The organism is Oryzifoliimicrobium ureilyticum, assembly GCF_037199735.1.
In the GTDB taxonomy this organism is placed as follows: Bacteria; Pseudomonadota; Alphaproteobacteria; order Rhizobiales; family Rhizobiaceae; genus Rhizobium; species Rhizobium ureilyticus.
In genome coordinates this window covers 74462-93258 of the sequence record NZ_JBBBVQ010000020.1, presented here as the reverse complement: position 1 = coordinate 93258, position 18797 = coordinate 74462, and the positions used below count along the sequence as shown (strand labels likewise).

At 56.6% G+C, this 18797-nt stretch carries 15 protein-coding genes; 14 read left to right on the top strand and 1 reads right to left on the bottom strand.

The genetic code is table 11. The annotated features are described in order from the left end of the window. The first annotated feature begins 50 nt into the window (after window positions 1-50). The 14 genes from tssC (VQ830_RS22775) to VQ830_RS22715 all read left to right on the top strand — a co-directional run bounded on the left by tssC (VQ830_RS22775) (window position 51) and on the right by VQ830_RS22715 (window position 17869). Entirely contained in the window at window positions 51-1535 is a 1485-nt protein-coding gene (gene tssC, locus VQ830_RS22775; RefSeq protein WP_337270447.1) for a type VI secretion system contractile sheath large subunit, read from the top strand. A 67-nt stretch (window positions 1536-1602) separates the two neighbouring features. Next, window positions 1603-2982, top strand: a complete 1380-nt coding sequence (gene tssC, locus VQ830_RS22770) for a type VI secretion system contractile sheath large subunit (protein WP_337270446.1) — start codon at window positions 1603-1605, stop codon at window positions 2980-2982. Beyond that, on the top strand, window positions 2979-3806 hold the full coding sequence (locus VQ830_RS22765; RefSeq protein WP_337270445.1) for a type VI secretion system accessory protein TagJ: 828 nt from the start codon (window positions 2979-2981) through the stop codon (window positions 3804-3806). The genes tssC (VQ830_RS22770) and VQ830_RS22765 overlap by 4 nt, the downstream gene beginning before the upstream one ends. Next, window positions 3799-4308 (top strand): type VI secretion system baseplate subunit TssE, encoded by a 510-nt coding sequence (tssE, locus tag VQ830_RS22760; protein WP_337270444.1) that lies wholly within the window; start codon window positions 3799-3801, stop codon window positions 4306-4308. Before VQ830_RS22765 ends, tssE begins: the two co-directional genes overlap by 8 nt. Then, complete coding sequence (tssF, locus tag VQ830_RS22755; protein ID WP_337270443.1) at window positions 4301-6082, top strand: type VI secretion system baseplate subunit TssF; 1782 nt, start codon at window positions 4301-4303, stop codon at window positions 6080-6082. Before tssE ends, tssF begins: the two co-directional genes overlap by 8 nt. A gap of 9 nt (window positions 6083-6091) precedes the next feature. Further along, complete coding sequence (tssG, locus tag VQ830_RS22750) at window positions 6092-7096, top strand: type VI secretion system baseplate subunit TssG (protein ID WP_337270442.1); 1005 nt, start codon at window positions 6092-6094, stop codon at window positions 7094-7096. A gap of 10 nt (window positions 7097-7106) precedes the next feature. After that, the gene (locus VQ830_RS22745) at window positions 7107-8288 is read left to right on the top strand and encodes an FHA domain-containing protein (RefSeq protein ID WP_337270441.1); all 1182 of its coding nucleotides are present in this window, start codon (window positions 7107-7109) and stop codon (window positions 8286-8288) included. After that, window positions 8278-9615 (top strand): type VI secretion system baseplate subunit TssK, encoded by a 1338-nt coding sequence (tssK, locus tag VQ830_RS22740; protein WP_337270440.1) that lies wholly within the window; start codon window positions 8278-8280, stop codon window positions 9613-9615. Before VQ830_RS22745 ends, tssK begins: the two co-directional genes overlap by 11 nt. Beyond that, a complete protein-coding gene (tssL, locus tag VQ830_RS22735) occupies window positions 9612-11144 on the top strand; it encodes a type VI secretion system protein TssL, long form (protein WP_337270439.1) in 1533 nt (510 codons plus the stop codon). The genes tssK and tssL overlap by 4 nt, the downstream gene beginning before the upstream one ends. Beyond that, the gene (gene tssM, locus VQ830_RS22730) at window positions 11141-14608 is read left to right on the top strand and encodes a type VI secretion system membrane subunit TssM (protein ID WP_337270438.1); all 3468 of its coding nucleotides are present in this window, start codon (window positions 11141-11143) and stop codon (window positions 14606-14608) included. Before tssL ends, tssM begins: the two co-directional genes overlap by 4 nt. Before the next feature lie 82 nt (window positions 14609-14690). Beyond that, a complete protein-coding gene (tagF, locus tag VQ830_RS22725; protein WP_337270437.1) occupies window positions 14691-16103 on the top strand; it encodes a type VI secretion system-associated protein TagF in 1413 nt (470 codons plus the stop codon). Next, on the top strand, window positions 16084-17010 hold the full coding sequence (locus VQ830_RS22720; protein ID WP_337270436.1) for a protein kinase domain-containing protein: 927 nt from the start codon (window positions 16084-16086) through the stop codon (window positions 17008-17010). Before tagF ends, VQ830_RS22720 begins: the two co-directional genes overlap by 20 nt. Before the next feature lie 118 nt (window positions 17011-17128). Then, window positions 17129-17314, top strand: a complete 186-nt coding sequence (locus VQ830_RS28855; RefSeq protein ID WP_497812707.1) for a suppressor of fused domain protein — start codon at window positions 17129-17131, stop codon at window positions 17312-17314. A gap of 252 nt (window positions 17315-17566) precedes the next feature. Further along, window positions 17567-17869 carry an alkylphosphonate utilization protein gene (locus tag VQ830_RS22715; protein WP_337270435.1) on the top strand — a complete coding sequence of 101 codons (303 nt, stop codon included), beginning with the start codon at window positions 17567-17569 and terminating at the stop codon, window positions 17867-17869. Window positions 17870-18027: 158 nt separating this feature from the next. Here VQ830_RS22715 and VQ830_RS22710 read toward each other — a convergent pair whose 3' ends face one another. Further along, window positions 18028-18759: an SDR family oxidoreductase gene (locus VQ830_RS22710; protein WP_337270434.1), complete on the bottom strand. Its 732-nt coding sequence runs from the start codon at window positions 18757-18759 to the stop codon at window positions 18028-18030. Between the last annotated feature and the right edge of the window lie 38 nt (window positions 18760-18797).

The following is an 18797-nucleotide window of genomic DNA, read 5'->3' as shown; positions in this document are numbered from 1 at the left end:
GGCGCAACTTTTCTAGCGGTGCGAAGTCGCCGCAACGGAGGGAAAACGAGATGAGCGCTGAGAGCCTGCTAAAGAATAATGGCGAAGCGACAACGACAACCGAGGAACAAGGCCTCCTCAACAAGGTCGTTGCCGCAACGCGGCAAACTGAACCCGACCGCGCGCAAAACCTTCTGCGCACGCTGACCGATCAGGCACTGAAAGGCACGGTCAAATACGATCGAAACCTGACCGTCACCTTAAATCGAGCCATTGCGGAACTCGATCGAACAATTTCCGACCAGCTGGCTGCCATCATGCAGTCACCCGAATTTACGAAGCTGGAAGGTACATGGCGTGGCCTGAATTACCTGGTCAAGAACACCGAGACGAGCGTCAATCTCAAGATCCGCGTGATGAACGCGACGAAGCGGGAGGTCAGCCGCGATCTTGAGAAGGCGGTCGAGTTCGACCAGTCTCGTTTGTTCAAGGCAATCTATGAAGACGAATTCGGCACACCGGGCGGCGAGCCGATCGGGGCCATTATCGGAGACTACGAGTTCGACAATTCCTTTGAAGACGTTCAGACACTTCAAAGTGTGTCTTCGATAGCTGCGGCCGCTTTCGCACCATTCATCTCGGCGGCAAGCCCACGCATGTTCGGGTTTGAAGACTATCGCGAACTGGCGCGTCCGCGCGATCTCGAGAAGATCTTCGAGACCGTGGAATATGCGAAGTGGCGCAGCTTCCGCGAGAGCGACGATTCGCGTTTCGTCACACTAGCCTTGCCGCGCGTTTTGGCACGGATGCCCTATGGGCCAAAAACAAACCCCATCGACGAGTTTGTATTCGACGAAACCAACGGCTCGGCCAATGGCGAATTGGCGCATGACGATTACTGCTGGATGAATGCAGCCTACGTCATGGGCGCGAGAATGACAGAAGCCTTTGCCAAGAGCGGATGGTGCACCGCAATCCGTGGCGCAGAAAACGGCGGCAAGGTTGAAAATCTGCCGATGCATGTCTTCTCCAGCGATGATGGAGATCTCGATCTGAAATGCCCGACCGAAGTCGGCATCACGGATCGGCGGGATGCAGAACTCGGCAAGCTCGGGTTCCTTCCCCTCTGCCATTACAAGAACACGGACTATGCTGTGTTCTTCGGCGCTCAGACAGCGCATAAGCCAAAGATCTACGACAAGCCGGAAGCAACGGCCAATGCGGCTGTTTCTGCACGCTTGCCCTACATCATGGCCACCTCGCGTTTCGCCCACTATCTCAAGGTGATGGGACGCGACAAAATCGGTTCCTTCATGGAAGCCTCCGATTGCGAAGTCTGGCTCAACAGATGGATTGCAAACTACGTCAATGCTAATGACGAAGCGGGCGAGGAATCGCGTGCCAAGTATCCGCTGCGAGACGCCAAGGTCACCGTACAGGAAATTCCTGGCAAGCCCGGCGCCTACAATGCGGTTGCCTGGATGCGGCCATGGCTGCAGATGGAGGAACTGACAACCTCCCTGCGCATGGTGGCTCGCATTCCTTCGAAGAACTGATCCGGTCGGGGCGACTTAGCCCCGGCTCTCCTCGTTGTTTCGATCACCGCCTCAAACCGTGGCAGCCATGTCCAATTCGTCCGCACGTTTGCTGGCCGACCGGCTCATTGCTCTGATTGACGATGCGCTCAACCGGCAAGTCAACGCTATCCTGCACCACCAGGAATTCCTGGCAATGGAGGCAAGATGGCGGGGTCTTGCTATGCTCGTGCGCGAAGCTGGCCGAAGCGCCGAAGTCAAGGTCAAGCTTTTGAACGCCAGCTGGCGTGAACTGGCGCGCAGCATGGAGCGCGCCAGCGACTTCGATCAAAGCCATTTGTTTGAGCTGGTCTACAACCGTGAGTTCGGCATGCCGGGCGGTGAGCCGTTCGGATTGATGGTGGGAGATTACACGATCTCCCCGGACGAACACCAAGGGGCTGATTCGATCAGCACGCTGGTTCAGATCGGAATGGTTGCAGCGGCCGCGTTTTGTCCATTCGTCGCCGGCGCTTCTCCCAAAACGATTGGTCTGGAGGACTTTGGCGAACTACAGCGCGTGCATGATTTTTCATGGTTGAGGCAGGATAAAGAACGTCTGCGTTGGAATGGATTGAGGGCGCGCGAAGACGCTCGCTTCCTCGGACTTGTCGCGCCGCGCATTCTGCTCCGGCCACCCTATAAGTTGAATGACCGCCGCCGGAGCGATGGTTTTCTGTTCAAAGAGCAGGTGACGGAAGGCGGGAACACCCTCCTATGGGGTAATTCAGCCTTTGCCTTTGCCACTATTGTGACCCGCAACTTTGTCGATACAGGCTGGTTTGCGGATATAAGAGGCGTCACACAAGACATGATCGACGGCGGCATGCTCTCAACGCAGGAGTTGCCGCCGCTTGATCTTGGGATTGAGAGCGAGGGCTTGTCGGCGCAGCCGCCGGTGGAAGTTCGCTTGACGACTGGCCAGGAACAACAGTTTTCAGATCTTGGGATCATTCCTGTCTCGACGACATATCTCTCAAGCTCGGCCATTTTCAACGCCAATCAATCTCTGCATGCCCCCGGTCACTACTCCACCGAAGCGGCCAGGCAGAACGGCCGCTTGGCCGCGATGCTGCAGTATGTCTTATGCGCATCGCGCTTTTCGCATTACCTCAAGGTCATCATGCGCGATGATATCGGGCAGTTGAGCGACGCGCTGACGATCGAGCGGAAACTAGAGAATTGGCTCTCCGGTTACACGCTAGGCAATGACGATGCTGAGATGAGTTTGCGTATCCGCTATCCGCTCCGTTCTGCCGGCATCAAGGTTTTCGAAATTCCGGGCAAGCCAGGCTCGTTTTCCTGCACGGTCCGACTGCAGCCGCATTTCCAGCTCGACGATGTGTCCACGAGCTTTCACCTCGTCGCAGAGACTGTTTCGATCGCCGCGCCTTCGGGGCAGGCGGCACAACAAAGGATTTCCGCATGACGATCAGCGCCGATATTTCTCGATTGCTTGACGACAATGCGCTTGAAGAGGCAATCAATGTTGCCAAAGCATATGTCAAAGGCACCCCTTCCGATCATAAGGGCCGCAATCTTTACATCGATGTTCTGATCCTTGCCGGCGAATACGAAAAGGCCGATGCTCAGTGCAGCCTTGCCGCGACCTTCTCGCCGGAAGACAGCATGGGCTACTCCGTGCTGCGTCAAAATCTTCGCGCCATGTCCGCGCGCGAAGCGTGGTATCTCAGCGCTGCCGTTCCAGATCTTCCCGGCGGCCCATCCGAACTCGATCAACTGGCGATCAAGGCCGCCCTTGCGCTTAAGGACAACGATCTTTCCTTGGCTACCGATAGTCTCGCCGCACTTGAAGAAAAGCGGGGGCAAGTGCCCCTTTCGGTGAACGGCAAAACCGTTGACGATATTCGCGACCTTGACGATCGCATACCCCATGCGCTCGAGGTTCTGACGTCGGGTGGCCGCTATCTCTGGATCGACTACCGACGGATACAATCCTTGTCGATTGCCCCAATGGCGCGGCCACGAGATATCGCATTCCGACAAGCCGATTTGGTCTTGCTCGATGGCGCTGTTGCAAACGTTCTTGTTCCTGCGGTTTATCATTCCCACAAAGTGGATGCTTCGCTTCGTCTTGGCAGGGAAACGGAGTGGGATGAGCGCAATCCCGCTTTTGTGACAGGCGCCGGTCAGCGCTGCCTTCTGGCCGGCGACGACATGATCGCGTTTCACGAGATCAATGAACTTACAACAACTGATGCGGCAGGAGACAGGCAGATCGCCCATGGCTGACCCGCTCGAACAGTTTCGGCAAAGGGATAGGACGCTTGCCCGGTCAGTGCTCGACCGTCTGCTTGACGAAAATCCTGATGTAGAGATCGATCCGCCAATCAGCCTGACGGAGCAGATAAATGAGATGCGCGAGGTGATACGCCGCGACCTTGAGGCGCTTTTGAACACTCGCCGCAGTCCGGCCGGACCACCAGCCATTTTCAAAGAGCTGCAAGATGCCCTTGTCTCCTATGGTGTCGACGGAATCTTGTCCGCCAATCTGGTCACGGACGCTTCAAAGTTGAAGCTTGCCGCAATCATGGAGCGACGTATTGCTATGTTTGAAACCCGCCTTTCCGACGTGCGGGTAACGGTTCTCAAAAACAGGATCGATGGAGAACGTGCGCTGCGTATGCGGATACAAGCCACGTTTCGGCTCTACGAAGGCATGCCCCCGATCAGCTTTGAGTCAAAGATAGATCCGTCCACGCAGCGCTTCCATCTGGAGGCTGCCAATGGGTGAGCGTTTCCTGGAACGCTATAACGACGAACTCTTTGCGCTGCGAAAGCGCGCGGCCCGATTTGCCTCGGCTTTTCCGAAAATTGCCGGGCGATTGCGCATGACCGGCGAGGTCGCCGACGATCCGCATGTCGAGAGGATTATTCAGAGCTTTGCCTACTCCGCAGCCCGCGTGCGCCAAAAGCTCGACGATGAATTTCCGGAGCTGACAGATAGTCTTCTTGAAACGCTCTATCCGCACTATCTGGCGCCGCTGCCGTCAATGAGCATTGTGCGGATAGAGCAAAGTCCAAATCTTGCCTCCGTTCAGCAACTGCCGCGCCATAGCGAGATCATTGCCGAGCCTGTCGGCGGCGAAACCTGCCGTTTCCGTACCACGCAAGATGTCGAGATCGTTCCGCTCGAGATTTCCGCCGCTGTTCTGGCAGGTCAACCGCTCGATGCGCCTGTCTCGCGATTTTCAGGCGTTGCAAGTTGCCTGAAGATCTCGTTGCGGACGACTACGCCGCGTCCAGCCACTTTTGCAGAGATCGGGATCGATCGGCTGCAACTCTTCATAAATTCGGCCTGGCAGCAGTCGACGGCCCTCTACGAACTCCTTGCCAATCATTGCGTTGGCATCGGCGTTGCCCGTTATGCGGAAGATCCGGATGTTGTTTTTCTGCCGGCAAGAAATCTTCGTCCGTCGGGCTTTGATGCCGAACAGGGAATGCTTCCCTATCCCCCGACCAGTTTTGAAGGCTATCGGCTCCTGACGGAATTCTTCGCGCTTCCGCAAAAATTCCTTTTTCTCGACGTCGAAGGACTAGATCAGTGGAAGGGTGGAGATTGCGAACTCTATCTTTATCTCGACGCCGCCGACAGCCGCTTGGAAAAAATGATATCGGCGCACGATTTGACGCTCAATGCGACACCGATCGTGAACCTCTTCAGGCAGAGCTGCGAGCCGATAACTTTGGACGGCGGACGAACCGAGTATCGCCTGACACCGGATGCTCGCCGTCAAGGCAGCCGAGAGATCTATAGCATCGAGGAGGTCCAGCTGACGAGCCGTTCCGGGCAGGTTGAAAAATCTCATCCATTCTTTGGCCGAGGTCAGGCCCCGTCCGGCTCCACCGTCTATTGGCAGGCCTATCGACGCTTCGATGAGGATGATGGCTCTTCGGACACCGATCTTGCCTTCGTGGATCCAACGCGCGGACCGCTGGAACCCATGGATCTCGTTGCGAGCGTTGACACCCTTTGCCTTAACCGTGACCTTCCAAGCCAGTTGCCATACGGTGGTGGACATCCGCTTCTTCAGCTTGCGACCGGAAATGAAGCGGTCAAATCCATAGAAGCTTTGATGCCTCCAACGCCGGCCGTGCGGATGAACGAACGTTCGGCGCGCGAATGGCGAATGGTCTCGCACCTTCTGCTCAATCATCTCTCGTTATTCGACAATGGGGGCGCCGCTCTCAAGGACATTCTATCGCTCTATGCCTTCCAGGATTCTCCGGAAACGCGGCAGCTTGTCGGATCGATTTCGCGCGTCGAAGCACGAAATTCGCATGCGAGGATTGGATCGGCGATGGTGCCAGGGACCGATGTTGCGCTTGAATTCGATCCTGCTTTGATCGACCGCGCCGGCGCCTATATTTTCGGAAATATCCTCAATCACTTCTTTAGCTTGTATACCTCGATCAACAGCTTTACGCGCCTGACCATCAGAATGCGCGGCCAGTCTGAAATGCTTGCGCAATGGCCGGCTCGGGCCGCCAATCGTCCCTTGCTTTAGGAGTTGGGGATGGACATCTTGGCCACATCAAAACAAGAAAGACAGTCTCGCAGGCTCGAGGCCGATCCCGGCAATTTCGATCCTGTGACCGCGTTCCGGATTGCCCAACACTTGGCCGATCCGGATGATCTGGACGTGGGCTCTCATACGGGCGCCAAGCCGGCACCATTGGCGGTGAGCAGCTTCAGACGCAGCAAGGGGCGCATACAGGTCCTGGCGGCCTTCGCCCCTCTCGTTGGCCCGCTCGGCCCTCTACCGCCGAGCTATAACGAGCTTCTCCAACGCGAACAGCGCAATAGATCGAAGGCACTAGCAAGCTTTTTCAACCTTTTTTCGGCGCGGTTCGCCGAGTTGTTCGTCGGCGCGACAGAAAAGTACCGCTTGGCGCGCGGATTGCGGTGGACGCGCGTCAAAGAAAAGAACCCCTTCTACAGAACGCTCTTTGCCCTGACCGGCTTCGGCACCTCGGCCTTGACCGAACGTGCAGGTGTCGATGAGGAGGTTCTTCTGCGCTTCAGCGGTTTCTTCGCAGACCGAACACGCAATGCGCAAAATCTCACCGCCATGCTTTGCGAATATACCGGTCTTCCCGTTGTCATCGAGCAATTCCGCCGTCGCTGGGTGCCTTTGCCGGAGCACGAGCAGAGTAAGATGGCCGGTACAGCGGATTTAAGATTAGGCGTCAACGTCACGGCGGGGTCTGCGGTCGAAGACTATAGCGGCGGCTTTCGAATTGTTCTCGGCCCGCTCGGCTATCATGACTATCTTACTCTGACGCCCGGCAGCACCCGCTTGATGGAGATCGTTTCACTCTCCCGCCTTTATGTCGGGAGCGCGCTCGAATTTGACGTTCAGGTTATACTGAAAAAGGAAGATGTCCCATTTTGCCAACTGGGTGCAACCGAGGTGAAGGCACGCTTGGGCTGGAACAGCTGGGCGAGAAGCGAGCCTGCCGCGCAAGATAGCGGCGAGGCCATCATTCCCGAACGGCAAGCGCTTGCGGTGACTGAATGAGGAGGCATCGTTGAAGCTGATTTTCAGAGAAAGCGGAGCATCCCCGGCCAGCAACTGGACGCTTGAGCATGGCCGTCGCAGCATCGGGCGCGCGGCCGATTGCGATTGGCAGATTGATGACAGCGAGCGGCGCATTTCCAAGCTCCATTGCATCATCAGTCGAGATCGCAACGGATTTATACTTACCGACAAGAGTGCCAACGGCACCTATGTCAATGGTAATTTCGTACAGGAGGGAGACAGCGTCCGTCTCGCCCACGGATCACGCATTGAAATGGCAGGCAGAGCCTTCGATGTCACCATCGCCGGTGATCCAGAGATTGACGTTACCGATCCGGATCCCGCCTTACGGATGAGTGACGAGACCCCGACAATATCCTCCATTCTAGCTGATATCGCACCGGGGGGTCGCACATCACGCAGTGTTCTGGGCGACAACAGGTTGACGGAAGAGCTTCCGCAGTCGGGCCTGGAGGATAGTGGTCGCGTTCGAAAGACGATCTCGCGTAATGTCGAGATAGGCTGGAGCGAGCCGCCATCCTCCAGCAATTTGGGTCCGGTGCTGCCTGATGACTGGGACGCAGATCCGACCGACAGCAGTGTGCACGAACATACGGATGCGCGCCATATTGCGGTCCGCCTGCCGCGTGCGCAGGAAAAGAAGGTTGCTGCTGACTTCGAGGATGTTTTTCCGATCGACGAACAACGGATCCCGGAAGAGCCGCGGCGAACGGATGGGCAACTGCAGAGACTTGAACGTCTTAAAAAGGCGGTCGATCGGCTCGAAGCTGAGATTATTGATAGTCTCGCTCTCTTGGACATTGACTATGCGCCGCAGGCGGTTGCGCGAGAAGAACAGACCGAGGCTGCGCTCGTTGCGCGGATCGACGATCTTGCCGTACAGCAACGCGCCTTGGCGGCCGCTCTCGAAACAATGATGGCGCAATGTACACAACAGCTTGAGCCGCGTCTCATCGAGGCCAAGGCAGAACTTGAGCCGCAAACCTGGCAGGGATGGCTCAAGAGATCAGATCATTGGGCGCACTATAAGCAACAGTTCGAACATAATGGGCGCCAGCTTTCGGTCCGCGAATTCCTGCAGAAAGCAGCGCGTGGTGAAATCGAAACCGATACGCAGGGCGTAACGCAAGACCAATCCGGCAGAGGAGAAGGCCAACAAGATGAGACATGAAAACCGTGTCGCGTGGAGCGAGGGCATGTTTCTGCGGGTTCAGCACTTCCAGCAATCCGATCGCTGGACGGAGCGTCTGGTACGCCATACGACGCGCAACCTCTCGCCTTATCCTTGGGGTATCGCCGAGATCGGCATCGACAGGAGCGCACTCGCCATCGGACAATTTGCCGTATCCAACCTACGCGGCATTCTTCCTGACGGCACGCTCTTTGATGCCCCTGAAGACACAGACCTTCCGCCTGCGCTCGAACTGGATGAAAGCGTGAAGAACGCCATCGTTTACCTTGCACTTCCGGCTCGCCAGCCAGGCAGGGCGGATATGGCAAGAACCGTTTCGGCCAGTAGCGGCGTCCGGTTTGTTGCCTCCGCTTACGAAGCTCCGGATGCCAATGTAGATACGGATTTTGTAGCACCGATCGACGTTGGACGCCTGAGCTTGAAGTTTCTAAAAACGGGCGACGATCTTGCGGGATATGATCTCATCGGTGTTGCACGCATTATTGAGGTGCGGTCCGATCGCGCTGTCATTCTCGATCCTGATTTCATTCCACCTTGTTTGAATTGTGCGGCCTCGCAGCGGCTCAATGAACTTTTGACCGAGCTGTTGGGCATCGTTCGCCATCGCGCTCAAGCCATTGCCGAGCGCATTGGCGACCCGACCATCCGTGGAACGGCGGAGGTCGGCGATTACTTCCTGTTACAGATCCTGAACAGAGCCGATCCCCTGCTTTTCCATATGTCGGCAAATGCGACACGCCTTCACCCGATCACCTTCTATGAAGAATGCATCGGTTTGGCAGGTGAGCTTGCAACCTTCACGGCACAGACAAAGCGAGCGACCGCTTTTCAACCCTATCGCCATGATGATCTGAAGGCGAGTTTCGCCGCGGTTTTCGACGATCTGCGGGCATCGCTCTCGGCGGTCCTAGAACAAGCGGCCGTCGCCATCGATCTTGTCGAGCGTCGCCACGGCGTGCGGGTCGGCACTATTCACGACCGCGGCCTCCTCAAGGATGCGGGCTTTGTGCTGGCGGTGCGCGCGGATCTTCCAGCCGAAGACATCCGCCGGAAATTGCCGGCGCAAATCAAGGTCGGTCCGGTCGAACGCATCTCCGAACTGGTCAACGTCGCCTTGCCCGGTATTCCGGTTCGTCCGCTTCCCGTCCTACCCCGACAGCTGCCGTATCGGTCGGGCACCATTTATTTCGAAGTCGATACGAAAACACCTCTTTGGAAACAGTTGGAAACCTCAGGCGCGATTGCCCTGCATCTGGCAGGTGACTTCCCGGGCCTTGAGATGGAACTTTGGGCATTACGCGAATGAGCAACGACAAGCCCTCTACACCGTCCTGGCAGGATCTTCCAACCGTCGTGGAGATCACCGAGGAAACGCGCCAGCGCGGCCAATCTGCCGAGAAAATGGCAGCGATCCTCGATGACATCATCGAAGGAAACGATGGCTCGCACACGCCCGGCGTGACCGAGCAGTCCTTGGCGATCGATCGGATCATCGAAGACTTCCGCTTTGGCGGCGAGGAGGTACCGACGCTTGTTCGCTCGGCAGCCCCTCTGCTCAACCTTGCGCATATCCTGCGCTTCAGCGAGCAGCGACCCGATCCGGAGCAATTACGCCGCGCCTGCCTTGAAGCAATTACGCGCTATGAGCGGGATCTTGCTTCTGCACGCATCAGTCCGGAACGCGCGCGCGCGGCTCACTATGTGGTGTGCGCGACTGTCGATGATGTCATCCTAAGCAAGCCATGGGGCGTTCGCGCCGGTTGGGCTCGCTCCGGACTCGTTTCCACATTTCATAACGACGTCACAGGTGGCGATCGGGTTTTTGACATTCTTGACCATTTCCACCAGTCGCCGGGGGCAAACAAAGAACTCCTGCTGTTGATCTATCTTTGCCTTTCCCTTGCCTTTGAGGGGCGTACGCGCGTGTCGCCGCGCGGCTCGCTGGAGCTCGCGCGGATCCGTGATAGCCTCTATAAGACGCTGCTTGGTCAATATGGCGTCTTCGAGCGTGAGCTGTCGCCACATTGGCAAGGCGTTGCCGCGCGGCATAGGCCTTTGCGAACGGCAACGGCCTTGTGGACACTGCTTTCCATCCTCGCACTCGTCTTCGCTCTGGGTTACCTCTTCTTCACCTTCAGCCTCAATCAGGCCTCAGACGCGACGTTTGGAAGGCTGGCCACTCTTCCGCCTGGCGATACGCCCAGCATCCTGATCAAACCGCCACCGGAACCGGTAAAAGTTGTTGAGGAGAAAAAACCTCCGGTGGTGGTTCAAGATCCGCCGCCGAAACCACCACAGAAACCGACCCGGTTGCAAAACCTGATGACGTTCCTCCAGCCGGAAGTGGAAAAGAAGCTCGTCACACTCGCGGACGTGAACGGGCGCCTCAGGGTCCGTATCAACAATTCCGGTTTGTTTGCCGTCGGGAGTGCGGAAGTTCAGCCCAAATTCCGCGATCTTCTCTCGCGCATTGGCGGCGCATTGGCCTCGGACAAATTCCGGGCGGTCGTGATCGGCTATACCGACAACGTGCCAATACGCACCCCGGAATTCCCGTCGAACTGGCATCTGTCGGAAGCACGAGCAAAAGCCGTCGGTGACATCCTTTCAAGCTTTACCGGGCCGGATGCCATTTTGACCGAAGGCCGCGCCGACAGCGACCCGATTGCGAGCAACGAGACGCCCGAAGGACGGGAAATGAATCGAAGAACCGAAATCATGGTTTTGACGAACCCGGACGAGAAATTGAACGAGGCCGGAATTCTGTCGCCGCCTATTGAAAATTCGGACCAGCAGGCGGCACCTGCTCCACAGTCTGGAGGTACTCAGCAATGAACCCGCTGAGCTATTTCTATACACTTCGTTCTTACGTCGACAGCTATGCCGGCCTCGTCGGTCGACGCTTCATCTCGATCATCTGGGCCATCGCCATCTGCGTGGTGATCTGGTTTTACGGGTATCTCGTCGCCTTCGGCAGTTTCAAGCCATTCGCCACCGTTCAGGCGCGTATCATCGCCATTCTTGTCGTACTGGCTGCCTGGGCCGTTTATATCGGCATCAGCCTTTATAGGGCGCGAAAGCAGGACAAGGAACTCGTCGACAGCATTGAAAACGAGGCGCTGCGGAATCGACAGGCTGAAGTCGGCGAGATCCATAATCGCCTGAAAGAGGCGTTGGCTCTTCTTCGGCGCATCACGAAAAAGCGCTTCGGCTACATTTACGATCTGCCTTGGTATGTGATTTTTGGAGCGCCTGGGTCAGGCAAGACAACGGCCTTGACCAATTCCGGGCTGCAATTTCCGCTCGGAGATGCAATTGGCGAAAATGCCGTCCAGGGGATCGGCGGCACGCGCAATTGCAATTGGTGGTTCACCGATGAAGCGATCATCATCGACACCGCCGGACGCTACACGACGCAGGAGGATCTTGACGGCTCATCAAAAGCGGGATGGGAGGGCTTTCTCGGCCTTTTGAGGCGGTATCGTCGCTCGCAGCCGATCAACGGTGCATTGGTGACGCTGTCGGTGGTCGATCTACTTCTGCGTGATCCCGAGGAGCAAAAGCAGGAGCTTCGCGCGATCCGCCAGCGCCTCGGCGAGCTTGACGAATTCTTGCATGCGAGGGTTCCGGTTTATCTTGTTTTGACGAAGGCCGATCTTCTGCAGGGTTTTGTCGAGTTCTTCGACGGTTTCAACAAGACGGACCGTCAGCAAGTCTGGGGCACGACATTCAAGCTCGATGAAAGCTATGCGGCCAAAGAGTTGCCGCAACGCTTGGCAGATGAATTCCAGCTTCTGCAAGAACGCGTCGACGCGATGCTGATCGAACGGCTTCAACAGGAGCAGAATGCCGAGATCAGAGGCAGGATTTTCCGCTTCCCTGCAGAACTGGCAAAGCTCAAGGATCGGCTGCATGATGCCCTGACCGAGCTATGCGCAAGTTCACAGCTTGTCGAGGCACCGCTCCTGCGTGGGGTTTATCTCGCCTCCGGCACCCAGTCGGAGACTGCGCCGCGGGTCAAGCGAAGCTATTTCCTGTCGCGGCTGTTCAAGGACGTCATCTTCTCGGAAGCTGCCCTCGTCATGCGAGACAAGCGATTGTCGCGACGGCAGCTTTTCGTTCGCCGAAGCGCCTATGCTTTGACGATCGCTTTGATCGCGGTGGTCTTCGCCGGCTGGATCATGACTTATTTCGCAAACACGCGAGCGCTCGCAGAGGCCGATCTGAAGCTGAATGCCTATGAAAAATTCGTGCAAGGTATTCCTGTCCAACGGGTCGACGATGCCGACTTCCTGCGGATTCTACCGGCGCTCGACAATCTGCGCGATGCCAATGCCGGATTTCAGGATGCACGCTTCTGGGCGGTCAATTTTGGCCTGAATCAGGAGGAAAAGATTGCCGGACGCCAGAGAGATGCCTATCAGCGTGCGCTTAATGCGCTTCTGTTGCCGCGCATGCTGGTGCAGCTTCAGAACCAGCTCGGCGATGAGAAAGATGTAACGCGCACCTTCAACACCTTAAAACTCTACGAGATGCTTGGGGGTGTCGGAACGCTGGACCGTGACTTCCTTGTACTTCAGGCTGAAGACATGTTTGCCTCGCTTTATCCAGGCGAAGGCCGCGCGGTGGCGCGTGACTCACTGATGCGGCATGTCAGAGCACTGGCGCAAGGCAGCCTGCCGCCGATCAATCTCGATCAGCGGCTGATTTCTCAAGCGCGCGATATCATCAAGGATCAGCCCGTTGCCACAAGAGCCTTCGACATCTTGGCCGGACTGGACGAGGCGCGGTCTCTGCCGCAATGGACACCGGCTAGCGCATTTGGTGCCCTCGGCGATCGCGCCTTTGAGCGCGAGTCCAAGGTACCTTTGACTGCCGGTGTCGAAGGCTTGTTTACGGCGAGCGGCTATCGAACTGTCGTTCTGCCGAAAGTCACCTATGCGGCGCGGGTTGCTCTGTCCGAAGGATGGGTACGTGGCTCTGATACCGCTCTTCAAGGAGCAACCATCGATACCGTCGCTCAGGCAGCGCTTCAGATCTATTTTGATCGGTTTGAAAAGCGGTGGGCGGAAGTCCTCAGTGATATCCATGTCAAGTCGTCGCAATCGATCGGCGATGCCGTGGAAACCACACGCGTTCTGTCCAATGATAGGAACATCCTGGCAGAGGCCGCCAAGTCTATTGCCGAGGCGACGGATCTCCGGCCACAGGTCGGTAACAGTATTGCTGCGGCGAACACCGGCAGTGACGGCGATACTGTTTCAACCATCCTGACCGCCACAGTGAACGCACCAGACCCTTATGGACGTCTGCGCGATCTCAATCCTGCCAATTCGGCAGTCAGCGCCGTGACCGGGGGAGATAAACAGGCAAACCAGAACCCTGCGCAAAGTTTGCTCGCTGCGCTGAAGAGCCTGAACGAGCAACTTGCCCGCTCCTCCACCTCTTCTGATGAGGTTGCAAAGGTTTTTGATGTCGACAGCCAGCTCACCAAGGCGAACCAAGATCTGCTGCAGCAAGCGCGCCAGCTTCCCGCGCCCCTCGACAGTTGGGTGGCTGGGCTATCAGCGGATACTGGCTCGCTCGCAGTGAAATCTGCGCGCTCGCGGATCGCCGATCTTTGGAGCGCTGAAGGCGCATCGCTGTGTTCGTCTGTAGTGACAGGCCGCTATCCCTTTGACCGATCATCGCCGCGGGATGTCGCCATGGCGGATTTCACACGCCTCTTTGGGCCGACGGGGCTGTTCCAGACATTCTTCAAGCAAAGACTTGAGCCGTTTGTCGACAAAACAGCAACGCCGTGGGGCTGGAAGGGAACGTTTGGCGCATCCGGCATCAAAAGCGAGGCGATCGCGCAGTTTGAAAATGCCGACAAGATCATGCGGGCATTTTTCCCCAACGGCAGCGAAACGCCGTCCGTCTCCATCAACGTCAAGCCCGTATCGCTGAGTGATGACTCAACGGCGGTTATGCTCGAAATCGAGGGCGAGCGCGTTGTCTATTACCATGGCCCTATCCAGGCCAAGACCATCAACTGGCCATCGAAGAACAGTTCGGCAAGCATGTCTCGAATTGCCTTCCAACCTGGAGGATGGCAGCAGGCAAAAACGGAGAACGGCGACTGGTCGGCGTTTCGCTTGTTCGACGACGCCCAGATCGAGGGACAAACGGGAGACATGCTGCGGGCGCGTTTTCAAAACAACGGACAGAATGCCGATTTCGATATCCAATTCGGCTCGGTGCTCAATCCGTTCAAACTCGACGCGCTGTCCAATTTTAGCTGCCCGGTACAATTTTAAGAATGTGCAAAACACCTTAATCAGGAGGGAATATTATGAAGCAAGGCGATGACATTCTTTCTTCGCCACCTCGCGTTGACTGATGGCTCTACAGTCTACACGACAGACGAAGACGGCGACGGAGAGCGACCGGATTGGGTTCTTCGGCAAGGTCCCTACGCATGGCGACTTCATATCGGAGGGCCTCGATAGGGACCTTGTAACCTTGATCGACGAGTGGCTGCGTTCGGGTTTGCATGCTTGCGCCGAGGCGTTCCCAGGCCGATGGGGCGACCTCTTTGCCGCCTCGCCCCCGCGGCGTTTTATTATCGAGCGCGGCGTGTGGGGCGCCTCCGCCTACGCGGGAGTGCTTTTACCCAACAAGGATCGTGTCGGACGTCGCTACCCTTTCCTGTTGCTGGCGCAGATGAGCGAGTTCAAGCAGCACCCACGAGCGCTTTACCTCGACGACGCCTGGTTTATCGCCGTGGAGGCCTTGCTTGAGACGTCCTTGCGGAGCGACTTCGATATTTCGCGGTTTACGGCCGCCATCAAGCGTCTACGCATGCCCCGCGCGCGCGATGATGACGAAACGCATGTGTCCGAAGGGCGGAGAAGTTTTTGGTGGTACATCGATGCAGAAACGAGAAGCGCGCGCGGCCTTCTGTTCGAAGGGAAGTTGAAGAGCGAGGACTTCCTGAAGATTTTCGAGGAAAGCAAACCGTCTCCCCAACATCCTGACGAGCAGAATGAGGCTGCGCCAGCGGTCGCAATCACTCCGCAGGCTGCACAGCCTCAATCCGCCCCCGCCGTTAACCCATTGGTCCGCGACGACGATGGGCCGCTCGTCTACAGCTATGCAACCCATCCCGGCACGCATCTCGGCGTCAATGCTGACTCGCTTTTCGTGTCAAAAGCCCCGGCACTCTTTGCGATTGCCGATGGGGTCGGCGAACCCAATCTCGGCCTTGAGGCTGCGCGACTAACGACAAACAGCCTGACGGATATTCTTGAAGATCCAAGTGCGGAAAACCTCGCCCTGCGTATCAAGGGTAAGCTGAGCGCCGTCAACAGTCTACTTCTTCATAGACCCAACCTCAATCCAACCCAACGTCCTATGGCCAGCGTTGTGGCGGCATCGCTGTCCAGCGACAACCTTACCGTACTTTGGGCCGGCGATGCGCGGGCCTATCTGCTGCGCGACGGCGTCATGCTCCCCTTGACCAACGATCACGTCATTGTCGGAATGAAGAGGCAGCTTTCCCAATGCGTGGGCATTGGGCAGCAGTTCAAGCCGGATGTCACGGTTGATAACTGGAAGCAAGGCGATCGTTTGTTGCTTTGCAGCTTCACATTGGTGAACCTGCTGACGGAGCGTGGCGTTGCCGAAGTCGTTGCCGCAACACCTGTCAAAGATTGCGCGAACGCGCTTATCCAGGAAGCCTTGATCGAGAACGCGCGGGACAATGTCAGCGCCATCGTTATCGGATGTCGCGATGACAAACGACGCCGATAAGCCCAAGCCGCCGGATATGCTGCAACGGCATTTTGCGGCGCTATGGTCGACCATTCGGCAAGATGAGGCGGGGCCGCGCCCGCCCGACGAACAACGCCTTCTCCTCGATCAGATCAGAAACGCATTCGACCGGGCAGCGAACCGGTTAAGCGATACGACGAATGCATACATCGCTGGTACATTTACTGTGGAAGGCAGCATCTATCGCAGTGAGACAACGGAAATTTTGCAGCTTCGGCACCGGGATCTCGGCACGCTGCATGCCCTCAAAACCCTGCCCTTCATGCAGGCAGCGAATGCACCGCTGATCGAGCGGCTGCGTCGCGAAGCTGCCATCGGTCTCGGCTTTCGTCACAGCACGATCGTCGAGACAACCGTGCTTCTACGCCTTGACGATGGGCGGCCGGCTCTCTTGCAAGACTGGCAAGGCCGTTCACTTCTCGATCTCTACAAGCACGCAGATATGATCGAACTTGATATCGGCGCCTTGCTGTTCCGGCTCTTGGAAGCGCTCGCCGTCATCCATGAGCAAGGCTACGTGCATTGCGATGTTGCGCCGGGCAATATCTTCATCCCAGCGGGCGATCCCAAATCCGCGATGCTCGGCGACTTTGGCATCAGTCTCCGCAAAGGCGAATGTCATTCCGACCTCGGCCTTGCATTCGCGGGCTCCCCCGATTTCCTTCCGCCAGAACACGGACCGGAGAAACCGGTCGACACAAGCCACGACATCTACGCGCTCGGCCGCCTTACCGCGTATCTTCTTGATCGACAGAAAGAACAAGCCAGGCACGATCTTCAACTTTTCTCGGCCGCCTGTGCGCAAAACGATCCTTTTCAGCGGCCTCGCTCGGCAGAAGATGCACGGGCCTTACTGATGCACCTGAACGAGCAGGAACGCTCCTAACCGAAGGTGCCGATCCTCTTGTCGCGGAAAGAAGGGGCAGAGGTAGGTCGTCAAGAAAAAGGATCGTTTCCAATCTTTATTTAAAAGGCGAGGCGGAAAGCATGAGGATTACCGAGCAATTTATTTGGAGGATAAACTTTCAAGTTTAAAGCTTAATACGAAAATGGTTGATTGGCTTCTGGCCGTGCCAATTATTGAACAAGAATACCGTTTCGCAAAGGATGAAAGCTTTGATGCACTCAAGGATCTGTTTGAGAAACAACAAATCGATATATTCAATATAGATCGTCAATCGACGAGATGAGATTTATCTCTAAACCTTTGAAAATCATCGTAGTAAGATGACGCTGGAGCTCTAAACGATAGATCCTAAATAGGTGGTATAGCACATCGACGTGCAGCAACTGACTGCATCCAAGACGAATTTGATTCTTCACTCAGAAAGCAATGCCCATGTTTGATCTTCCGAAAGGTCTGAGATAGAGGAAATGAAATCAAGCGTCGCCGACAAGATAAGCCCTGTTATTTTGCTGGCCGCACGACAAACGGAATTAGTATGAGCGACCAGAACGACGACTACATTTATGATGAGGCGACAGGTGAATGGCGGCCCGCCTCGGAAATTGCTGCAGAAGCAGCAAAAGCGGCTGAGGTTCGGGACGCTTCGGGTAATCTCCTGGAAGATGGCGACTCCGTTGTTCTGATCAAAGACCTGAAAGTGAAAGGCGCCGGCCAGACGCTCAAACAAGGCACGGTGATCCGCTCGATCCGCATAACCGACAACCCGGAAGAAATCGATTGCCGGCACGACGCAATCAAGGGGCTGGTGTTGCGCACGGAATTTGTAAGAAAGCGCTAAAGCTGACATACGGAAAGAATTCTCGCGCGAGATATAATATCGCCTTCGTTGGAGCGAACCTGCTGCGCGCGATGCTGCGTATTTTGACGTCTTATGCCAACAATAGCAACGATAAGCTCACTTGCGAGTTGGCTATCGCAGACCTTGCCCCCCGCCCGTCACCAGGGGACGACGGTACCGTCGAAGTAAAAGCCGCCAGATGGGCCGCTTTCGTCCAAAGTCGCCAGCCATACAATTCCGCTCGCGGCTTGCTCAACCGTTCGATAACCGGAATGCCCGTTGAAATCTGTGGCGGTATAGCCAGGATCCGCGGCATTGACCTTAATGCGCAAGCCAGCCAACTCCTTCGAAAGGGCCAAGGTCACCGCATTCAATGCCGACTTGGAGCTGTTATACCCGAGGAAGTTAACGCCATAGAACTGGTTTTGAGGATCAGACAGCCATCCAAGTGAGCCGAGGCCACTGCTGACCATGACGACGTTGGCGCCAGCCGCATTCGTTAAGAGAGGCAGAAAGGCCTGAGTGACCCTGATCGGACCGAAGACGTTGGTCTCATAAATGCGGCGGATGTCGTCGATTGACTGCTGGGAGGGCGGCAGCATCTGGCCGGGGATGCCGGCATTATTGATGAGAACGTCGAGCTTTTCGTCTTCCGCTTCAACGCGCATCACTGCCTGCTTGATGGACGCCTCGTCTGTCACATCGATAGAGATTGGCCTGACCTCGATCCCTTCCGCGGTGAGGCTCCGAGCAGCTGCCCCTCCTCGTTCCTCATCACGACTGCCGAGCCATATGCCGTAGCCCAGCCGTCCCATCTGACGTGCCGTTTCAAATCCGATGCTTTTGTTCGCACCTGTGATCAATACCGATTTCTTCTGCATGGTGGCCATTCTCCGATTTCCCAAAAGTGAGATAATGCAAAGATATC